Here is a 17,896-nt window from a genome sequence, read left to right on the forward strand (position 1 = left end):
GGAGATGCGGGGACGGGCGGGCCCGGGGTTACTCGCTCGCGAAGAACACGTTCTTCGTCTCGGTGAAATGCTCTGCCGCGTCAGGGCCGAGCTCCCGCCCGAGCCCCGACTGCTTGAAGCCGCCGAAGGGCGTCGTGTACCGCACCGACGAGTGCGAGTTGACCGAGAGGTTGCCGCCCTCGACGCCGCGGGCGACGCGGATGCCGCGGCCGAGGTCGGACGTCCAGATCGAACCGCTCAGCCCGAAATCGGAGTCGTTCGCGAGGTGCAGCGCGTCGGCCTCGTCTTCGAAGGGCAGGACCGAGACGACCGGCCCGAACACCTCCTCAGTGGCGATGCGCGAGCCTCGCTCGGGAGTGACCACCGTGGGAGCGAACCACGCGCCTGGCCCGTCCGGGCAGGAACCCCGGAACGCGACGGGCACGTCGTCGGTGAGGAAGCCGGCGACGCTCTCGCGGTGCGCCTGCGTGACGAGGGGCCCGACCTCCGTCGATTCGAGCGTCGGATCGCCGACCCGCACACCCTGCACAGCCCGTTCGAAGTGCTCCATGAAGCGGTCGTAGACGCTGCGCTGCACGAGCAGTCGGCTTCGGGCGCAGCAATCCTGGCCGGCGTTGTCGAACACCGAGTACGGCGCGGTCGCTGCGGCCCGCTCGATGTCGGCGTCGGCGAACACGATGTTCGCGCTCTTGCCGCCGAGTTCGAGCGTGACCCGCTTCACCTGATCGGCGCACCCAGCCATGATGCGCTTGCCGACCTCGGTCGACCCCGTGAAGACGACCTTGCGCACCGACGGATTCGTCACGAAGCGTTCGCCGACGACCGAGCCGCGCCCGGCCAGCACCTGGAAGAGGCCCTCCGGCAGCCCCGCTTCGAGCGCGAGCTCGCCGAGCCGCAGGCTCGTGAGCGGCGTCCACTCGGCCGGCTTCAGCACGACGGCGTTGCCCGCGGCGAGCGCCGGGGCGAAGCCCCACGAGGCGATGGTCATCGGGAAGTTCCAGGGCGTGATGACGCCCACGACGCCGAGCGGTTCGTGGAACGTGACGTTCATGCCTCCCGCGACGGGAATCTGCTGGCCGATCAGGCGCTCGGGCGAGCCGGAGTAGTACTCCAGCACGTCGCGCACGTGCCCGGCCTCCCACCGCGACTGGGTGATGGGATGACCGGAATTGGCGGTCTCGAGTTGTGCGAGGTGCTCGACGTCGGCATCCACCGCGTCGGCGAATCGTCGGAGCACGCGAGCGCGGTCGGCGGGTGCGACGGACGCCCAGTCGCGCTGAGCTCGGACCGCGTGCGCGATCGCGGCGTCGGTGGCGTCGACGTCGAGGTGGGCCACCTCGGTGACCGGGGCTCCGGTCGCGGGATTGATGACGGTGTAGCTCACGGCTGCTCCTTCGATGCGTGCTCGGATGACGGGACGGGTGACGGGATGACGCTCTCGCGCCGGGAACGGTACGTCGCCGCGGCTGAGACGAGGCCGGCGAAGAGCCGGCGATCCTCACGGTTCTCCTCTGGATGCCACTGCACGGCGACCCCGAAGGGCAGGGCGTCGATCTCGATCGATTCGATGATGCCGTCGACGGTGCGACTGGTCGCGGTGAGCCCGTCGGCGAGCGCATCGATCGCCTGGTGGTGATACAGGTGCGCGCGGGCGTTGCGGTCATCGCCGAGCAGCTCTCCGATGCGCGACCCGGCGTCGACCTCGACATCGATCTCCGTGAACACCCCCTGGCCGGCCTGGTACCGGTCGTCGCCGACGATGTCGGGGAGATGCTGGATCAGCGTGCCCCCGAGCTCGACGTTGATGACCTGCGCTCCCCGGCAGATGCCGAGCAGCGGGAGCTGCGCGTCGATGGCCGCATCGAGCAGCGCCGCCTCGAACGCGTCGCGGTCGGTGCGCGGAGCTCCGGTGCGCTCGTGGGGGTCGGCCCGGTAGCGCGCAGGATCGACGTCGGCGCCGCCCGAGAGGATGAGCCCGTCGAGCCGAGAGACGATGCCCCGAGCGACACCGGGCGCGACCGGTTGCGGGGGCAGCACGATCGCGACGCCGCCGACGTCGGTGACCGCATCGAGATACACCTGCGGGAGGAAGGAGGCCGGGACATCCCAGACCCCCGTTTGAGCCTGCTCGAGGTAGCTCGTGATGCCGATGAGCGGCGGAGCCGGCGCGTCAGAGTCGTTCGAAGCCACGGACCCGCTCCCAATCGGTGACGGCGGCGTCGTAGGCTCGCACTTCCACGCGAGCCGCATGGGTGTAGTGCTCGACCACCTCGTCGCCGAAGATGTCGCGTGCGAGCGAGGACTGCCCGAAGAGGTCGGCCGCCTCGCGCAGGGTGGTGGGTACCCGGGCGACGTCGCTCGTGTAGGCGTTGCCTCGGAGCGGCTCACCGAGTTCGAGCTGCTGCTCGATGCCCGCGAGGCCGGAGCCGAGCATGCCTGCGACGGCGAGGTACTGATTCACATCGCCCCCTGGCACGCGGTTCTCCACGCGCATGCCCTGGCCGTGCCCGACGACGCGGAGCGCGCAGGTGCGGTTGTCGTGGCCCCACGCGACCGCGGTGGGCGCGAAGCTGCCGTCGACGTAGCGCTTGTACGAGTTGATGTTGGGTGCGTAGAGCAGCGTGAACTCGCGCATCGCCGCGAGCTGCCCCGCGATGAAGTGGCGGAACGTCTGCGACATGCCGTCGGGAGCGTCGTCGTCCGCGAAGACCGGGTCTCCTGCGGTGTTGCGCAGGCTCGCGTGCACGTGGCAGCTGTTGCCCTCGCGCTCGTTGAACTTCGCCATGAACGTGATGCTCTTGCCGTGCTTCTCGGCGATCTCCTTCGATCCGCTCTTGTAGATCGAGTGGTTGTCGCACGTCGGCAGTGCGTGCGTGTAGCGGAAGGCGATCTCCTGCTGCCCGAGGTTGCACTCGCCCTTGACGCCCTCGCAGTACATGCCCGCGGCGTCCATCGAATTGCGGATGTCGCGCAGCAGCGGCTCGATCCGGGTGGAGCCCTGCAGAGCGTAGTCCGTGTTGTAGTCGCTCGCCGGAGTGAGGTCGCGGTAGCCGCTGCGCCACGCGCTGCGGTAGTCGTCGTCGAAGACGAGGAACTCGAGCTCGGTGCCGATGAAGGGCACGAGGTCGTGCGCGGCGAGGCGATCGATCTGGTGCTTCAGGATCTGGCGCGGAGACACGGAGATGGGGGAGTGGTCGCTCGCGAGCGTGAGATCGGCCATGACGAGGGCGGTTCCGGGCAACCACGGGATGCGTCGCAGCGTGTCGAGGTCTGGGATCATCGCCATGTCGCCGTAGCCGCTCTCCCAACTGGTCAGGGCGTAGCCGTCGACGGTGTTGAGCTCGACGTCGACCGCGAGCAGATAGTTGCAGCACTCGGCGCCGTGCGCCATGACGTCTTCGAGGAAGAGCCGGGCCGAGACGCGCTTGCCGACGAGGCGTCCCTGCATGTCGGTGAACGCGACGATGACCGTGTCGATCTCGCCGGCGGCGACCGCTCCGCGAAGTTCTTCGGGGGTGAGATTGCCGCTCGCGGGAATCATGTGCTCTCCTTGTGCTCGTCGTCGAGGTGAGAATGCGTGCTCCGCCTGCCCGGCGCTGCAGCGCTGAAAAGGTAGGTTTCAAGACCATTACATCATGAAGCCCGGGGCTTGATGCAAGCTTCCCGCCGCAGCCAGCGCACAAAGGTGGTTGCAAACGACCAATAGCTCGCTATAGTCGGCAGTGGCGCACCGCTCAGCCGATTCCCAGCGACGGGCATCGCAACGCAGCATCTCGTATCCATCACACCGTAGTGAAAGAGGTCGACATGGCCAAGGACACCCTGAAGGTTTCAGGTGCCACGTACACCACCGCAGAGTCGGGGTACTTCGAGAAACGCAAGCTCAAGCGATCGGCCGGCGTGTGGGGGCTCTGGGGCCTCGCCGTCGGCGCCGTGATCTCCGGCAACTTCTCCGGATGGAACTTCGGCATCGAGGCCGCCGGATTCGGCGGCATGCTCATCGCCTTCGCCATCCTCGTGGTCATGTACTACGGGCTCATCTTCTCGATCGGCGAGATGGCGGCCGCGATGCCGCACACCGGCGGCGCGTACTCCTTCGGCCGGGCGGCGCTCGGCCCGTGGGGCGGGTTCGTCACCGGTCTGGCTGAGACGATCGAGTACGTCGCCACAACCGCGGTGATCGTCTACTTCTCCGCGGGGTACGCGAACGGCGTCACCGAGGGGCTCATGGGCTTCAGCCTGCCGACGTGGCTCTGGTGGATCATCCTCTACGCCGCCTTCGTCGGCCTGAACACGGCCGGCGCGGCCATCTCACTGAAGTTCGCCATCATCGTCTCGCTCATCTCCATCGGAGTGCTCGTGCTCTTCGCCGTCATGGCGCTCGCGAGCGGAGCCATGAACTGGGGCAGCCTCTTCGACATCGAGCCCGACCCGGGCCAGAGCCTCTTCCTGCCGCACGGGGTGCTGCCGATCCTCTTCGCCATGCCGTTCGCGATGTGGCTCTTCCTCGGCATCGAGGAGCTGCCGCTCGCCGCCGAAGAATCGCACAATCCCGTGCGCGACATCCCGCGAGCCGGGCTGTGGGCTCGCGGCACGCTGATCGTCACCGGCCTGCTCGTGCTGGTGCTGAACACCGGCGTCCTGGGATCCGAGACGACGGGAGTCGCCGGCGAACCGCTGCTCGACGGCTTCCGCGCGATCCTCGGCGACGACCTCGCGTGGGTCGCCGGCCTCCTCGCACTCTTCGCGCTCTTCGGCCTCCTCGCCTCGCTGCAGGGCATCATGTTCGCCTACGGGCGCAACATGTACTCCCTGTCGCGCGCGGGTTACTACCCGCGATTCCTGTCCCTCACCGGCAAGCGCCAGACCCCGTGGGTGGCGCTGATCGCCGGCGCGCTGATCGGTCTGGCCGCGCTGATCATCGTCGAGCTCACGGGTGGAGACAGCGGCGTGGGCGGCGCGATCGTGCTCAACATCGCCGTCTGGGGCGCGGTGCTCGCGTACTTCATGCAGATGCTCTCCTTCGTCATCCTTCGACGCAAGTATCCGAACGTGAAGCGCCCGTACCTGAGCCCGTGGGGTGTGCCCGGCGCCATCATCGCCGCCGTCATCTCGGCGCTCATCTTCGTCGGCTTCCTGCTGAACGAGACCTTCCGGCCCGCCATCATCGCCATCGTCGTCGTCTACGTTCTGGGTCTGATCATCTTCGGCGTCTATACGCGCCACCGGCTCGTGCTCTCCCCAGAGGAGGAGTACGCGGTCTCGGGGGGCCTGCACGGCGATCCGCAGAGCGACGGGTACGGCGGAACGGTCGAGGATCAACTGCTCGCGATGGACGGGAGAGACGAGGATCGCTGATGCGCCGCTCGGGGCGGGCGCTCACCCGCCCCGAGCCGCTCCGGCGGCGACCGCGATGCGGCGCTGGAACGTCCGCGCCGCGATCCCGCCCCGATGCTAGAGTGAGCACACATTGTGAATACCGGCCATCAAGTTGTGGCGGGAGAGTTCAGGGCAGAACGATTCGACCCTGGCGCCGTAGGAGCAATCCCTCCCCGGGAATCTCTCAGGCCCCCGTACCGCCCCAGCACGGCAACTCTGGAAAGCAGCTGACGCGTGCGTCGGCTCACCGACGGTGCAAGGGACCCGCTCTGGCGGCGACCGAATCTCTCAGGTCCCATACAGAGCGGGGAGGATCCCAGTACATCCGCGCGTTCGCGCGCGACAGCCCTCGGAGATCCTCGTGACAGCCCTTTCCGCACCCCGCACCTTCCCCGATCGACACATCGGAGTCACCGACCCGGCGCATGTCGCGACGATGCTCGCCGAGCTCGGTTACGAGTCGCTCGACGCACTCGTCGACGATGCGGTGCCTGCCTCGATTCGCAAGTCCGAACCCCTCGACCTGCCCCAGGGCCGCAGCGAAGAAGAGATTCTCGCCGACCTCCGGGCGCTCGCCGCGAAGAACGTCGTCAAGACCCAGATGATCGGACAGGGATTCTCCGGAACGCACACCCCGCCCGTCATCCGGCGCAACGTGCTCGAGAGCCCGGCCTGGTACACCGCCTACACGCCGTACCAGCCCGAGATCTCGCAGGGGCGTCTCGAGGCGCTCCTGAACTTCCAGACGATGGTCTCCGATCTCACCGCTCTCGAGATCGCGAACGCCTCCATGCTCGACGAGTCGTCGGCCGCGGCCGAGGCCGTGCTGCTGATGCGGCGCGCCAATCGCGCGCCCGCCGCCGCACGCGCCGTGATCGACGCGAATCTCTTCCCGCAGACCATCGCGGTGATCCGCGGCCGCGCGGAAGCGCTCGACTTCGAGGTCGAAGTCGCCGACCTGTCGCAGGGGCTGCCCGAGGGCGACATCTTCGGCATCGTGCTGCAGCAGCCGGGCGACGACGGTGCCGTCGTCGATCATGCCGCAGTGATCGCAGCGGCGAAGGAGCGCGGCGCGATGGTCACGGTGATCGCCGACCTGCTCGCACTGACCCTCATCGTGCCGCCAGGGGAGCAGGGGGCCGACGTCGCCGTCGGCAACACGCAGCGTTTCGGAGTACCGCTCTTCTACGGCGGACCGCACGCGGCGTATCTCGCGGTGCGCTCAGGGCTCGAGCGGGCGCTGCCGGGCCGGCTCGTCGGCGTATCGAAAGACGCGGCCGGCCGCACCGCCTACCGTCTCGCACTGCAGACCCGAGAGCAGCACATCCGCCGTGAGAAGGCCACGAGCAACATCTGCACCGCGCAGGCACTCCTCGCCATCACCGCATCGATGTACGCCGTCTACCACGGCGCCGACGGGCTGACCGAGATCGCGACCCGAGCGCATCGACACGCGCGCACGCTCGCCGCCTCGCTCGCCGCGGCGAGCATCCCGCTCGCCGCGGAGTCATTCTTCGACACGGTGCGGGCGAGCGTGCCGGGACGGGCCGACGAGATCATCGCGACCGCGGCGGAGCACGGCGTCAATCTGCGTCGGGTCGACGCGGACACGGTGAGCGTCTCCACCGACGAGACGACCACTCCCGAGCATGTCGCGGCCGTGGTGCGCGCCTTCGGGGCCGAGATCGTCGAGGCCCCCGAGGCCGAATCGGAGCGCTTCGGCTTCGCCGCGGAACTCACGCGCACGAGCGACTTCCTGACGCACCCGATCTTCACGACCATCAACTCCGAGACCCAGATGCTGCGCTACCTGCGTCGGCTCGCAGACCGCGACCTCGCGCTCGACCGCACCATGATCCCGCTCGGTTCGTGCACGATGAAGCTCAACTCCACCGCCGAGATGGAGGCGATCTCCTGGCCCGAATTCGCCGGGATCCACCCGTACGCGCCCGAAGACCAGACGCGCGGCTGGCGCGAGCTCATCGCCGACCTCGAGGGGCGACTCGTCGAGATCACCGGCTACGCGGGCATCTCGTTGCAGCCGAACTCGGGCGCACAGGGCGAGTACGCGGGTCTCCTCGCGATCCGCGGATACCATCGCTCGCGCGGCGACGACCAGCGCACGGTGTGCCTCATCCCCGCTTCGGCGCACGGCACGAACGCTGCCTCCGCGGTGCTCGCGGGGATGCGCGTCATCGTCGTGCAGAACACCGAGACGGGGCACATCGACCTCGCCGATCTCTCGGCGAAGATCGACGCGCACCGCGACGAACTCGCCGCCATCATGATCACGTACCCCTCAACCTACGGCGTGTACGACGACGACGTGCGCGAGGTGTGCGACCAAGTGCACGAGGCGGGCGGCCAGGTCTACATCGACGGCGCCAACATGAACGCGCTCGTCGGCCTGGCCCAGCCGGGGCGATTCGGGGGCGACGTGTCTCACCTGAATCTGCACAAGACCTTCGCGATTCCGCACGGCGGCGGCGGGCCCGGCGTCGGGCCCATCGGGGTGGCCGAGCACTTGCTGCCGTTCGTGCCGAACGACCCGACGGGCACGTACTCGGTGAGCGGCGGCGTTCCCGTGGTCGCAACGCTCTTCGGCTCGGCCGGCGTGCTTCCCATCTCCTACGCCTACATCTCGATGATGGGCGCTGATGGGCTCACCCTCGCGACGAAGACGGCGCTGCTCAGCGCCAACTACATCGCCGCGAGGCTCACCGAGCATTTCCCGGTGCTCTTCACCGGGGCGACCGGGCTCGTCGCGCACGAGTGCATCCTGGACCTGCGCGCGCTCACCGCTCAGTCTGGAGTGACGGCGGAGGACGTCGCGAAGCGACTGATCGACTTCGGGTTCCACGCCCCGACGCTGGCGTTCCCCGTCCCCGGCACACTCATGGTGGAACCGACCGAGTCCGAGGACCTCGCCGAGATCGACCGGTTCATCGAGGCGATGGTGACGATCCGTGCGGAGATCGACGCGGTCATCGCAGGCAGGATCGCCGTCACCGAATCGCCGCTCCGTCTGGCGCCGCACACCGCGGAAGCGCTGATATCCGGTGCATGGGACCGCGCCTACGGCCGGGAGCAGGGCGCCTACCCGGTCGAGGCGCTCCGCATCGACAAGTACTTCCCGCCGGTCGGGCGCATCGACGGCGCCTACGGCGACCGGAACCTGATCTGCGCGTGCCCCGCGCCCGAAGCCTTCGAGAACTGAGGATGATGACCATGAGCTCCCCGAAGCGGACCGCCCTGCACGCCGAGCACGCCGAGCTCGGCGCGGCATTCACCGATTTCGGCGGTTGGGACATGCCGCTCAAGTACGGGTCCGAACTCGCCGAGCACCGCGCCGTGCGCAGCGCAGCCGGGCTCTTCGACCTCTCCCACATGGGGGAGATCCGCGTCGCCGGGCCCGATGCCGCCGTCTTCCTGAACACCGCCCTCGTCGGCAACCTCGGCGCCGTCAAGGTCGGACGGGCGAAGTACTCGCTGATCTGCGATGCCGACGGCGGGATCATCGACGATCTCATCAGTTACCGGCTCGCAGAAGACGTGTACCTCGTGGTGCCGAACGCCGGAAACACCGGCACCGTCGCGGCGGCCTTCGCCGAACGGGCGGACGGCTTCGACGTCGAGATCGAGGATCAGTCGGACGAACTCAGCCTCATTGCCGTGCAGGGTCCGAACGCCGCCGCGATCGTGCAGGCGCTCGTGCCGGAGGAACAGCGCGAACTCGCGTCGGGCATGAAGTACTACGCTGCCGAGCAGGCGGTCGTGGCCGGTCACCCCGTGCTGCTGGCCCGCACCGGGTACACCGGGGAGGACGGGTTCGAGCTCTACCTCCCCAACGCTGAAGCGGCGGATCTCTGGAACGCACTGCTCGCCGCAGGGGAGCCGCAGGGTCTGATCCCCGCGGGTCTCGCCTCGCGCGACTCGCTGCGCCTCGAAGCCGGTATGCCGCTCTACGGCAACGAGCTCAGCCGCGAGGTGACGCCCTTCGAAGCGGGTCTCGGCCCGGTCGTCTCGTTCGTCAAGCCCGAGGCGTTCGTCGGCCGCGCCGCGCTCGAGACGCGCCGGGAGCAGACCCCCGAGATGCAGCTCGTCGGTCTGCGCGGCGACGGCCGCCGCGCGGCGCGCTCCGGGTACGCAGTGCACGCGGGTGACGACGCGGTCGGGCGCGTGACCAGCGGCCAGCCGAGCCCCACGCTCGGGTACCCCGTCGCCCTCGCCTACGTCGCACCTGAGCACGCCGCTGCCGGAACGCGCCTGCAGGTCGATCTGCGCGGCAAAGCCGAGCCGTTCACCGTCGTGGACCTGCCGTTCTACCGCCGTGGCCGGTAGCGCGCGAGCGCATTCCGCAGCAGCATCCCGCATCATCCCGATTCCACCCGCACCCGACAGATAGGAACTTCGCATCATGAGCAACGTCAAGGCCGGACTCCGGTACTCCGCAGAGCACGAGTGGGTCACGAGCGACAGCCCGGCCGTCGTCGGCATCTCCGAGGTCGCCGCCGACGCGCTCGGCGAGATCGTGTACGTCGAGCTGCCCGAGGTCGGCGCCTCGATCACCGTGGGAGCCGTCGTCGGCGAGGTCGAATCGACGAAGTCGGTCTCCGAGATCTTCTCGCCGGTCGCCGGCGAGGTCGTCGAGGTGAACGAGGCCCTCGTCGCCGACCCGGCGCAGCTGAACGCCGATCCCTACGGCGCAGCGTGGCTGTTCAAGGTCGCCGTCACGGAGGAAGGGCCGCTGCTCGACGCCGAGCAGTACGCCGCCGACAACGACGCCGAGGTCTCCGGCGCCTAGGCGCACACGGAGCGCGCTCGTGGCCGTCAGCGTCTTCGACCTCTTCACGGTGGGCATCGGGCCGTCGAGTTCGCACACCGTCGGGCCGATGCGCGCCGCGAAGGAGTTCGTCGAGCGCATCGCGCGGAGCAGCGACACCGGCAGCCGCGAACTCGGCCGCATCGCCTCGCTGCGGGTCGACCTCTACGGCTCGCTCGCGGCGACCGGCCGCGGGCACGGCACGTTCACCGCGGTGCTCCTCGGGCTCGAAGGGTTCGACCCGGAGACGGTGCTCCCCGAGCAGGTGGACGCCGCGCTCGACCGCTTGGAGCGCACTGGCGAGCTGCGCGTGGGCGAGCAGTTGGGCGGAGCCCCGGCGATCCTGCGCTTCGCCGTCGGCGACATCGTGCTGCACCCCCTGACGCTGCTGCCACGGCACACCAACGGGATGCGCTTCGCCGCGGACGACGCCGCAAGCGCATCGATCGCCGACGAGACGTACTTCTCGGTGGGCGGAGGGTTCATCGTGCGCGACGGCGCCGAAGCATCGCTGCACGACCGCCTCGAGGAGCGATCGGCGCAGCAGCCGTACCCCTTCACGACGGCGGCCGAACTGCTCGCGCACGCGGAACGGGCCGGCCTCACCATCGCCGAGGTGATGCTCGCGAATGAGCGGGTGCAGCGGCCGGAAGCCGAGATCTACGCGGGCCTCGCGCACATCTGGGACGTGATGGAGGCCTGCAAGAACTCGGCGCTCGAGCGCACGGGAGTGCTCCCGGGAGGACTCGAAGTGCGACGCCGTGCGCCGGAGTGGCATCGTCGTCTCACCGAACGCGATCCGCATCGCGACCCCGTGTACTGGCAGGAGTGGATCAACCTCGTCGCGCTCGCCGTCAACGAGGAGAACGCGACCGGCGGGCGCGTCGTCACCGCCCCGACGAACGGGGCTGCGGGGATCATCCCGGCCGTGCTCTTCTACGCCACGCACTACGCGCCGGGGGCTCAGACCTGGTCCGACGCGGAACGCCAGGGCGCAGTGGCCGACTTCTTGCTCGCGGCCGGCGCGGTCGGGGTGCTCTACAAGGAGCAGGCGTCGATCTCGGGAGCCGAGGTGGGGTGCCAGGGCGAGGTCGGTTCTGCCTCGTCGATGGCTGCGGCTGGCCTCGCCCAGGTGCTCGGCGGAACGCCAGAGCAGGTGGAGAACGCCGCTGAGATCGCGATGGAGCACAACCTCGGTCTCACCTGCGATCCGATCGGCGGGCTCGTGCAGATTCCGTGCATCGAGCGCAATGCGATCGCCGCATCGAAGGCCGTCAACGCGGCGAAGATGGCGCTCATGGGCGACGGCGACCACCACGTCAGCCTCGACCAGGTCATCGCGACGATGCGCGAGACCGGGCGCGACATGAGTGACAAGTACAAGGAAACGTCGATGGGCGGGCTCGCGGTCAACGTCATCGAGTGCTGAGGCCGGCGCCCGGGAGCGGCGTCGCTCGACGGGTGCGCGAAGGGGGCGTGAATGTCGGTGGTTGCCGGTTGACTGGGGGCATGTTCTCCCTCACGATCGGCACCATCCCGGCGGAGGTGCCAGACGCGCCCGCTGATGCGGTGGCTGATGCGAGTCTGTCGCTTGGACAGGTCGTGAACCTGCTCGAGCAGATGGAGTATCGGCAGCGCGCCCTCGACGCGTTCAGGTACGAGCTCATGGCGGTCGCGGTGCAGATGGCGACCGGTGCCGCGCGTTCCGGCGCCGCGCGTTCCGGCTCCGCGCCCGCCGGCGAGAACGAGCTCGCCTACCGCTCGGTGCGGGCGGAGATCGCGACCGCGTTGAACGTGAGCGAGCGCGCAGCGGAAGCCCAGATGGGCGCGGCGTGGTCGCTGCGAAACGACTACGGGATGACGCATCAGATTCTCGCGGCTGGCGAGATCTCGGCCGCGCACGCGCGCGTGATCGCGGATGCCGGGCGACGTCTCGGCGTCGGGGCCGCTCCTGAAGTCGTCGCGAGGCGGGAGGCGTATCAGGCGGAGGTGCTCGAGTACGCGCGTCGGGAGTCGGTGAACCGGCTTCGTCCGATCGCGCGCAGGATCGCCGAGCAGTACGCCGGTGACACCCTCGACGAGCGGCACCACGAGGAGGCGCGCAGGCGTCGAGTAGTCGTGCAGGAGCGCGAGGACGGGATGTCCGATCTGCTGGCGTATCTGCCCACCGCGGAGGCGTACGCGATACACGACCGGTTGACGCGGATCGCCCGCGAAGTCGAGCGCAGCGAGCGGGCCGGGTCGGCCGAGCGGGCCGGGTCGGCCGAGCGGGCTGGACGGCATGAGCGTGACGGGGGCGCCGAGCGGGGCCAGCGGGCGGCGGCGGAATCTTCGGCGCGACGCTCGCGCGATGAGATTCGGGCCGATGCATTCACCGAACTTCTCCTCGGCTCAGACGCGAGCGCTGTGACCTCGTGTGCGAGCAGCGAAGCGATACGGGCTCGGGTGCAGGTCATCGTGCCCGTCACGGCACTCGCCCCCTCCCGCCGGAGCGCTGCTCCTGTGGCAGAGCTCGTCGGAGCGGGGCCCATCCCGCTCGCCTCTGCCAGGAACCTCGCAGCGGCGACGCCGGTGTGGGAGCGGGTGACGGTGGATGCGGAATCGGGTTCGGTGCTCCAAGTCGATCGCTACCGTCCGAGCGAAGCGATGAAGCGCCGACTCGGGGCACGCGATCAGCACTGCCGGTTCCCGGGGTGCCGTGTGCCGGTCGCGCGGTGCGATCTCGACCACACGGTCGACGCGGCCTTCGGCGGCCCGACCTCGACGGCGAACCTCGCGCACCTGTGCCGTGGCCATCACGTGCTCAAGCACCACTCCGAATGGAGCGTCGGCCAGGGCGACGACGGCGAGTTGCACTGGGCCAGCCCCACGGGCAGGCGCTACGTCGATCGACCGCCGAGCCGCGTGAGGTTCGCGCAGACCTGCCCGCCGGTCCAGCCGGTCCGGCCGGTCCCGCCGGTCCAGCCAGTCCGGCCGGCCCCGCCGGTCCAGCCGGTTCCCCCGCGCTCGCAGGGCCCGCCTCGGAATATCGAGCGCAGCGACCGCGATACACCTGATCGGCAGCCGTTCTGACCATCGATCCGCCCGGGCACGACAGGCGGTGGCTCCGATGCACGCAGCAACGGAGCGCACTGTCGCGCCCTGTAGCGCCCTGCCTCTACGATGAGTCCATGCATGGAACTCCGACGGCCGAGCGGCGCTCGCTCTCGCAGCGCCTCGACGCGCTGCCCTTCACACGCAAGCACGGCAAGGTGCTCGGCGGATCGGGCATCGGGTGGGCACTCGATGCGATGGACGTCGGACTCATCTCGTTCATCATCGCCGCGCTGGCCCAGCAGTGGGGCATCGACAAGGGCCAGAGCGGGCTGATCGCATCGATCGGGTTCGCCGGCATGGCGATCGGCGCCAGCCTCGGCGGCCTGCTCGCCGACCGCTTCGGACGTCGTCAGGTGTTCGCCGTCACCCTGCTCGTCTACGGCGTCGCGACCGGCGCGAGCGCCCTGGTCGGCGGCATCGGATTGCTGCTGGTGCTCCGGTTCTTCGTCGGACTGGGCCTGGGGGCCGAGCTCCCGGTGGCGTCGACGTACGTGAGCGAGTTCGCTCCGGCGCGTATCCGCGGTCGCATCATCGTGATTCTCGAAGCGTTCTGGGCCGTGGGGTGGACGGCTGCCGCGCTCATCGGCTACTTCGTGGTTCCCGCGTCCGACGACGGATGGCGCTGGGCGTTCGCCCTCGGCGCCGTTCCCGCGGTGTACGCGCTCATCGTGCGCTGGGGGCTTCCGGAATCCCCGCGCTGGCTCGCCGGCCGCGGGCGCACGGAGCAGGCCGAGACGATCGTTGCATCGTTCGAGAGCGCTGCGGCCTCCCGGGGCGGCAGAACCGCCGCGTCCGAGCCGGCACCTGCTCCGGCTCCCGCAGCGACACCCGATGCCGGTGGGCCCGCCGCCGCGCCGATCGCGATCTCCAGCGGCGGCCGCCTCGCGGCGCTGTGGTCGGCGGAGTTCCGCGGCCGTACGCTGTCGATCTGGGTCGTCTGGTTCTGCGTCAACTTCGCCTACTACGGCGCGTTCATCTGGATTCCGAGCATCCTCGTCGATGCGGGATTCAGTCTCGTGCGCTCGTTCGGCTTCACCCTGATCATCACCCTCGCGCAGCTTCCCGGCTACGCCGTCGCCGCATGGCTCATCGAGGTCTGGGGTCGGCGGCTCACACTGTCGGTCTTCCTCGTCGGCTCAGCCGTTTCGGCGATCGTGTTCGGCACCGTGCACGCCGAAGCGGCGATCATCGCATCAGGCATGGCGCTCTCGTTCTTCAACCTCGGCGCATGGGGCGCGCTGTACGCGGTGACGCCGGAGATCTACCCCACATCGCTGCGGGCGACGGGCGCGGGCTGGGCCGCCGGCGTGGGAAGGATCGCGTCCATCGTCGCTCCGCTGCTGGTGCCCGTGCTGCTCATCGCGGGCGGCTCGGGGCTGACATTCTCCGTGTTCGCCGTCTTCTTCGTCATCGCCGCGGGCGCCGCCTGGGGTCTCGTCGATCGCAGAGGCACAGCGCTCGACGACCGTTAGACCCGACTCACCGATAGCGTTCGCGGTAGCGAGCCCGTGCATCGCGGTGCAGGGGCACCTCGCCCGTGTCGATGAGAGTGTCGAGGGCCAGATACTGCAGCCCGACCGACCCGGTGGGCACGAGCCTCCTGGCATCATCCACGAGCACGTCGACGAGCGCACGCGCTGCATCGCGTGCGAGGTCCGCGCGACACATCAGCAGGTTCGAGATGCCGATGGTCGCGGTCGACCCCTCCGTGCCGTACACGCCAGCAGGAATGCGGGCGTCGAGGTACTCCTGCGGGTGCGCCGCGCGGAGCGGGTCGACCACATCCCCGAGATCGATCACCCGAAGCGGAGTGACCGCCGCGACGTCGGTGATCTCCGGCGTCGGAATCCCGCCCGACCAGAACAGTGCGTCGATATCGCCCGTCGCGAGAGCGGTCAGCGCGGCGGAGAGCTCCAGTTCCGTCGCCGCCGGAGCACCGCCGCCCGATGCCCGACCGGTCGCTTCGAGCAACCGTCGTGTGGTGCGCGTGCTCCCCGAACCCGGGGCGCCGATCGACACCCGTCGTCCGGCGAGATCCGCGAACGATCGGATATCGCCGGCGTCGCGCACGAGGCACTGCAGGTAATTCTGATACACCCGCCCGATGGCTGTGAAGTCGTGCGATCTCGCGCTCTCGTTCGCCGAGTCCGCGAGCGAGAGCGCGAGATCGACATCGCCGCGGGCGAGCATCTCGAGATTCTCCCCGCTGCCATGCGTCACGCGGAGCTCGAGCGCTACCCCCGAGCGATCCTGCAGCGCGGCACCGAGCAGCTCCCCGAATTGCAGGTAGGCGCCGCCGGGCTCGCCGCACGCCAGCGCGATCCGCTCAGTCCGGGCGGGCGCGCACCCGGCAAGCGCGAGAGTCCACGCGGCCGCGCCTCCGATGAGCACGGTCCGGCGGCTCAGACCCGCTTCAGGACGCCGGGTCACGCCGCACCCGCGATGATCATGATGCGGAGGCCGCCCTCGGGTGCACGATCGACGGCGACCTCTGCGTCGTTCGCCCGCGCGAGCTGCTCGACGATCGCGAGCCCGAGACCGCTGCCAGGCAATTGCGCGTGAACGGCAGCGCGCCAGAATCGCCTGCCGACGAGCGGGATCTCCGAAGAGGCGAGCCCGGGGCCGGAGTCGCTCATGACGAGCACCGTGCGCGTCCCATCGCCCTGCCCCCGCAGTTCGATGCGAAACGTCGAACCGGCGGCGTACTTCGCGGCATTGTCGGTCACGAGCTCGACCACTTCCTCGAGATCGCTCCGGCGGAAACGGACGGGGCGCGAGTCATCGTCGGCGACCACGGAGATGCGGGCGTCGGCGAGCCGCTCGCGGTGCGGGGCGATGAGGCGGGCAGCCGACGTCGTCACCAGCGCATCATCGTTCGGCCGCGGCGATGCGTCGTTCGCCGCCCCTCCGTGCCCGCTGCCGGCGGCCGTCGCACGATGCTCGGCGTTCGCGAGCGCGAGCATGCGGGCGACGGTGTGCTCCAGGCGATCCAGATCTCGTTCGATCGCCGCCACCTCGGCATCGCTGCCCGGGTCACCGAGGCCGCGCGGCAGGCCGTCGATGCGCAACCGGATGGCTGCGAGTGGATTTCGCAACTGATGCGATGCGTCGGCGACGAGACCGTGCTGCTGGTCGAGCGCGAGCTCCACGCTGCGCGCCATGCGCGCGAATGAGCGGGAGAGTCGGCGCAGTTCGGGCGGTCCAGCATCGGCGTCGAGGGCGTACTCGCGGTTCTCTGCGAGTGCGTTCGCCGCGGTGTCCAGCGAGGAGACCGGGCGCAGCACCCATCGCGTCCAGAACACCGAAGCGAGGAGCACCGCGAACAGGAGTGCCGCTCCGATGGCCACGATCGACGCCCATCCCGCTCCGACATCGCGCTGCGCGACCTGTTGATCGATGCGGAGCGCCACCGCTCCTTCGGGCGTGCGGCCGTCGAGTGTCACCGGTGCGGCGAGCGTCGCGGTTCGGGAGCTCCACGGCGTGACGGTGGCGAGATCCCGCTGCGGCACTCCGCGAAGTGCGCTGGAGATGACGGCGAAGGTCTCCGGATCGCTCGCGAAGTCGCCCGAAGCCGCGATGCGCTCGCCGGCGCCGTCGACCACGATCGCGGTTTCGCCGAACGTCTCGGTGAAGCGATCGAGGTAGCTCTCGAGCTCGCGAGCGTCTCCCGATTCGAAGGCCGGGGTCGCTCGCTGCACGATCTGCTGCAGCGCAGCGCCGCGTTGGAGCTGCAGTTCCTGCGTGCGCGACTGCGCGATCGCGGCGCCGACGGGGATGAGGATGGCCGTGACGGCCAGCACTCCGAAGAGGAACAGGGGGAGCAGCACGCGAAATCGCATCAGGGCCTCTCGAGGCGGAACCCGCGGCCTCGGATCGTGGTGATCCGAAGCATCGGCACCTTCTGCCGGATGCCCGCGAGGTGCACATCGAAGGCGCGAGAGGTTGCCGAATACGCTTCGCCCCACACGGCGTCGAGCAATCGCTGACGGCTGACGACCGCACCGACGTGTCGCGCCAGCATGGCGAGCAGTGCGCACTCCGTCGGGGTCAGCGCGATGGTGGCGCCGTCATGCAGCACCTGCCGCTCCGTCTCGTCGATGATGCAGTCGCCGAGCTCGATGCGATCGACGGCGAGTCCCGCGTAGCGGCGTGCAACGGCGGCGAGCCTGGCGAGGAGTTCGTGCAGGCGCACGGGCTTCACGAGGTAGTCGTCGGCGCCGAGCCTGAGTGCTTGCACCGTCGAGCGCTCATCTCCGCGAGCCGTGACGACGATCACGGGGATCTCGCTCAGCGCGCGCAGCTGTTCGAGGGCGGTGAGACCGTCCATGTCTTCCAGGCCGAGATCGAGCAGCACGATGTCGGCGCTCCGGTACTGCTGCAGCAGCGCGGCACCGCTCGCCACCCGGTCGCACGTGTGCCCGGCTCGGGTGAGGGCGCCGGCGAGTGCAGCGGAGACCGACGGGTCGTCTTCGGTCACCAGTACGCGCATGCCATCCAGTATGCCGCTGCCGATACCAGCCGCGAGTGTTAAGGCAGTGTTAAGAGTTTCGCTCGCGGAGGTGTCGCCGCTCGCAGAATGGACCTGCTGCTCGAACTGAG

13 protein-coding genes and 1 riboswitch are annotated in these 17,896 nt (G+C 69.4%); of the genes, 7 read left to right on the forward strand and 6 right to left on the reverse strand.

Annotated features, from left to right (window positions below; genetic code table 11):
- Positions 1-28 precede the first annotated feature (28 nt).
- Genes JE033_RS10635 through JE033_RS10645 form a run of 3 tightly spaced genes read right to left on the reverse strand, consistent with a single transcriptional unit; the run spans position 29 to position 3,541 of the window.
- A complete protein-coding gene (locus JE033_RS10635) occupies positions 29-1,384 on the reverse strand; it encodes an aldehyde dehydrogenase family protein (RefSeq protein WP_200331498.1) in 1,356 nt (451 codons plus the stop codon).
- Positions 1,381-2,190 (reverse strand): gamma-glutamyl-gamma-aminobutyrate hydrolase family protein, encoded by an 810-nt coding sequence (locus JE033_RS10640; protein ID WP_090150614.1) that lies wholly within the window; start codon positions 2,188-2,190, stop codon positions 1,381-1,383. Before JE033_RS10640 ends, JE033_RS10635 begins: the two co-directional genes overlap by 4 nt.
- Complete coding sequence (locus tag JE033_RS10645; RefSeq protein WP_200331500.1) at positions 2,171-3,541, reverse strand: glutamine synthetase family protein; 1,371 nt, start codon at positions 3,539-3,541, stop codon at positions 2,171-2,173. The genes JE033_RS10640 and JE033_RS10645 overlap by 20 nt, the downstream gene beginning before the upstream one ends.
- Before the next feature lie 266 nt (positions 3,542-3,807).
- On the opposite strand from JE033_RS10645, the gene JE033_RS10650 reads away from it, so the two are divergent.
- From JE033_RS10650 to JE033_RS10680, 7 genes are all read left to right on the forward strand, one after another.
- The gene (locus JE033_RS10650; RefSeq protein ID WP_200331502.1) at positions 3,808-5,358 is read left to right on the forward strand and encodes an amino acid permease; all 1,551 of its coding nucleotides are present in this window, start codon (positions 3,808-3,810) and stop codon (positions 5,356-5,358) included.
- 129 nt (positions 5,359-5,487) lie between these two features.
- A riboswitch (glycine riboswitch) is annotated at positions 5,488-5,589 on the forward strand.
- Positions 5,590-5,740: 151 nt separating this feature from the next.
- Positions 5,741-8,596: an aminomethyl-transferring glycine dehydrogenase gene (gene gcvP / locus JE033_RS10655; protein WP_200331504.1), complete on the forward strand. Its 2,856-nt coding sequence runs from the start codon at positions 5,741-5,743 to the stop codon at positions 8,594-8,596.
- Positions 8,597-8,607: 11 nt separating this feature from the next.
- The gene (gene gcvT, locus JE033_RS10660) at positions 8,608-9,720 is read left to right on the forward strand and encodes a glycine cleavage system aminomethyltransferase GcvT (RefSeq protein ID WP_200331506.1); all 1,113 of its coding nucleotides are present in this window, start codon (positions 8,608-8,610) and stop codon (positions 9,718-9,720) included.
- A gap of 76 nt (positions 9,721-9,796) precedes the next feature.
- Complete coding sequence (gene gcvH, locus JE033_RS10665; RefSeq protein WP_090150606.1) at positions 9,797-10,183, forward strand: glycine cleavage system protein GcvH; 387 nt, start codon at positions 9,797-9,799, stop codon at positions 10,181-10,183.
- A 19-nt stretch (positions 10,184-10,202) separates the two neighbouring features.
- A complete protein-coding gene (locus JE033_RS10670; protein WP_200331508.1) occupies positions 10,203-11,630 on the forward strand; it encodes an L-serine ammonia-lyase in 1,428 nt (475 codons plus the stop codon).
- A gap of 80 nt (positions 11,631-11,710) precedes the next feature.
- Positions 11,711-13,273, forward strand: a complete 1,563-nt coding sequence (locus tag JE033_RS10675) for an HNH endonuclease signature motif containing protein (RefSeq protein ID WP_200331510.1) — start codon at positions 11,711-11,713, stop codon at positions 13,271-13,273.
- A gap of 98 nt (positions 13,274-13,371) precedes the next feature.
- Complete coding sequence (locus tag JE033_RS10680; protein WP_200331512.1) at positions 13,372-14,769, forward strand: MFS transporter; 1,398 nt, start codon at positions 13,372-13,374, stop codon at positions 14,767-14,769.
- Between the two features lie 7 nt (positions 14,770-14,776).
- Here the strand turns inward: JE033_RS10680 and JE033_RS10685 are convergent, their stop codons facing one another.
- From JE033_RS10685 to JE033_RS10695, 3 genes are read right to left on the reverse strand one after another with little or no spacing between them, the layout of a single operon-like run.
- Positions 14,777-15,727 (reverse strand): TAXI family TRAP transporter solute-binding subunit, encoded by a 951-nt coding sequence (locus tag JE033_RS10685; protein ID WP_200331514.1) that lies wholly within the window; start codon positions 15,725-15,727, stop codon positions 14,777-14,779.
- Positions 15,724-17,136: a HAMP domain-containing sensor histidine kinase gene (locus JE033_RS10690; protein ID WP_200331516.1), complete on the reverse strand. Its 1,413-nt coding sequence runs from the start codon at positions 17,134-17,136 to the stop codon at positions 15,724-15,726. The genes JE033_RS10685 and JE033_RS10690 overlap by 4 nt, the downstream gene beginning before the upstream one ends.
- Positions 17,136-17,786 carry a response regulator transcription factor gene (locus JE033_RS10695; protein ID WP_200331518.1) on the reverse strand — a complete coding sequence of 217 codons (651 nt, stop codon included), beginning with the start codon at positions 17,784-17,786 and terminating at the stop codon, positions 17,136-17,138. The genes JE033_RS10690 and JE033_RS10695 overlap by 1 nt, the downstream gene beginning before the upstream one ends.
- Positions 17,787-17,896 lie beyond the last annotated feature (110 nt).

It is taken from the genome of Leucobacter sp. L43, assembly GCF_016597785.1.
Classification (GTDB): domain Bacteria; phylum Actinomycetota; class Actinomycetes; order Actinomycetales; family Microbacteriaceae; genus Leucobacter; species Leucobacter alluvii.

Excerpts from the sequence above, each read along its gene's own strand:
- JE033_RS10695 (WP_200331518.1), bottom strand. The coding sequence starts at position 17,786 with ATGCGCGTACTGGTGACCGAAGACGACCCGTCGGTCTCCGCTGCACTC.
- JE033_RS10650 (WP_200331502.1), top strand. The coding sequence starts at position 3,808 with ATGGCCAAGGACACCCTGAAGGTTTCAGGTGCCACGTACACCACCGCA.
- gcvT (WP_200331506.1), top strand. The coding sequence starts at position 8,608 with ATGAGCTCCCCGAAGCGGACCGCCCTGCACGCCGAGCACGCCGAGCTC.
- JE033_RS10690 (WP_200331516.1), bottom strand. The coding sequence starts at position 17,136 with ATGCGATTTCGCGTGCTGCTCCCCCTGTTCCTCTTCGGAGTGCTGGCC.
- JE033_RS10645 (WP_200331500.1), bottom strand. The coding sequence starts at position 3,541 with ATGATTCCCGCGAGCGGCAATCTCACCCCCGAAGAACTTCGCGGAGCG.
- JE033_RS10675 (WP_200331510.1), top strand. The coding sequence starts at position 11,711 with ATGTTCTCCCTCACGATCGGCACCATCCCGGCGGAGGTGCCAGACGCG.
- gcvH (WP_090150606.1), top strand. The coding sequence starts at position 9,797 with ATGAGCAACGTCAAGGCCGGACTCCGGTACTCCGCAGAGCACGAGTGG.
- JE033_RS10680 (WP_200331512.1), top strand. The coding sequence starts at position 13,372 with ATGCATGGAACTCCGACGGCCGAGCGGCGCTCGCTCTCGCAGCGCCTC.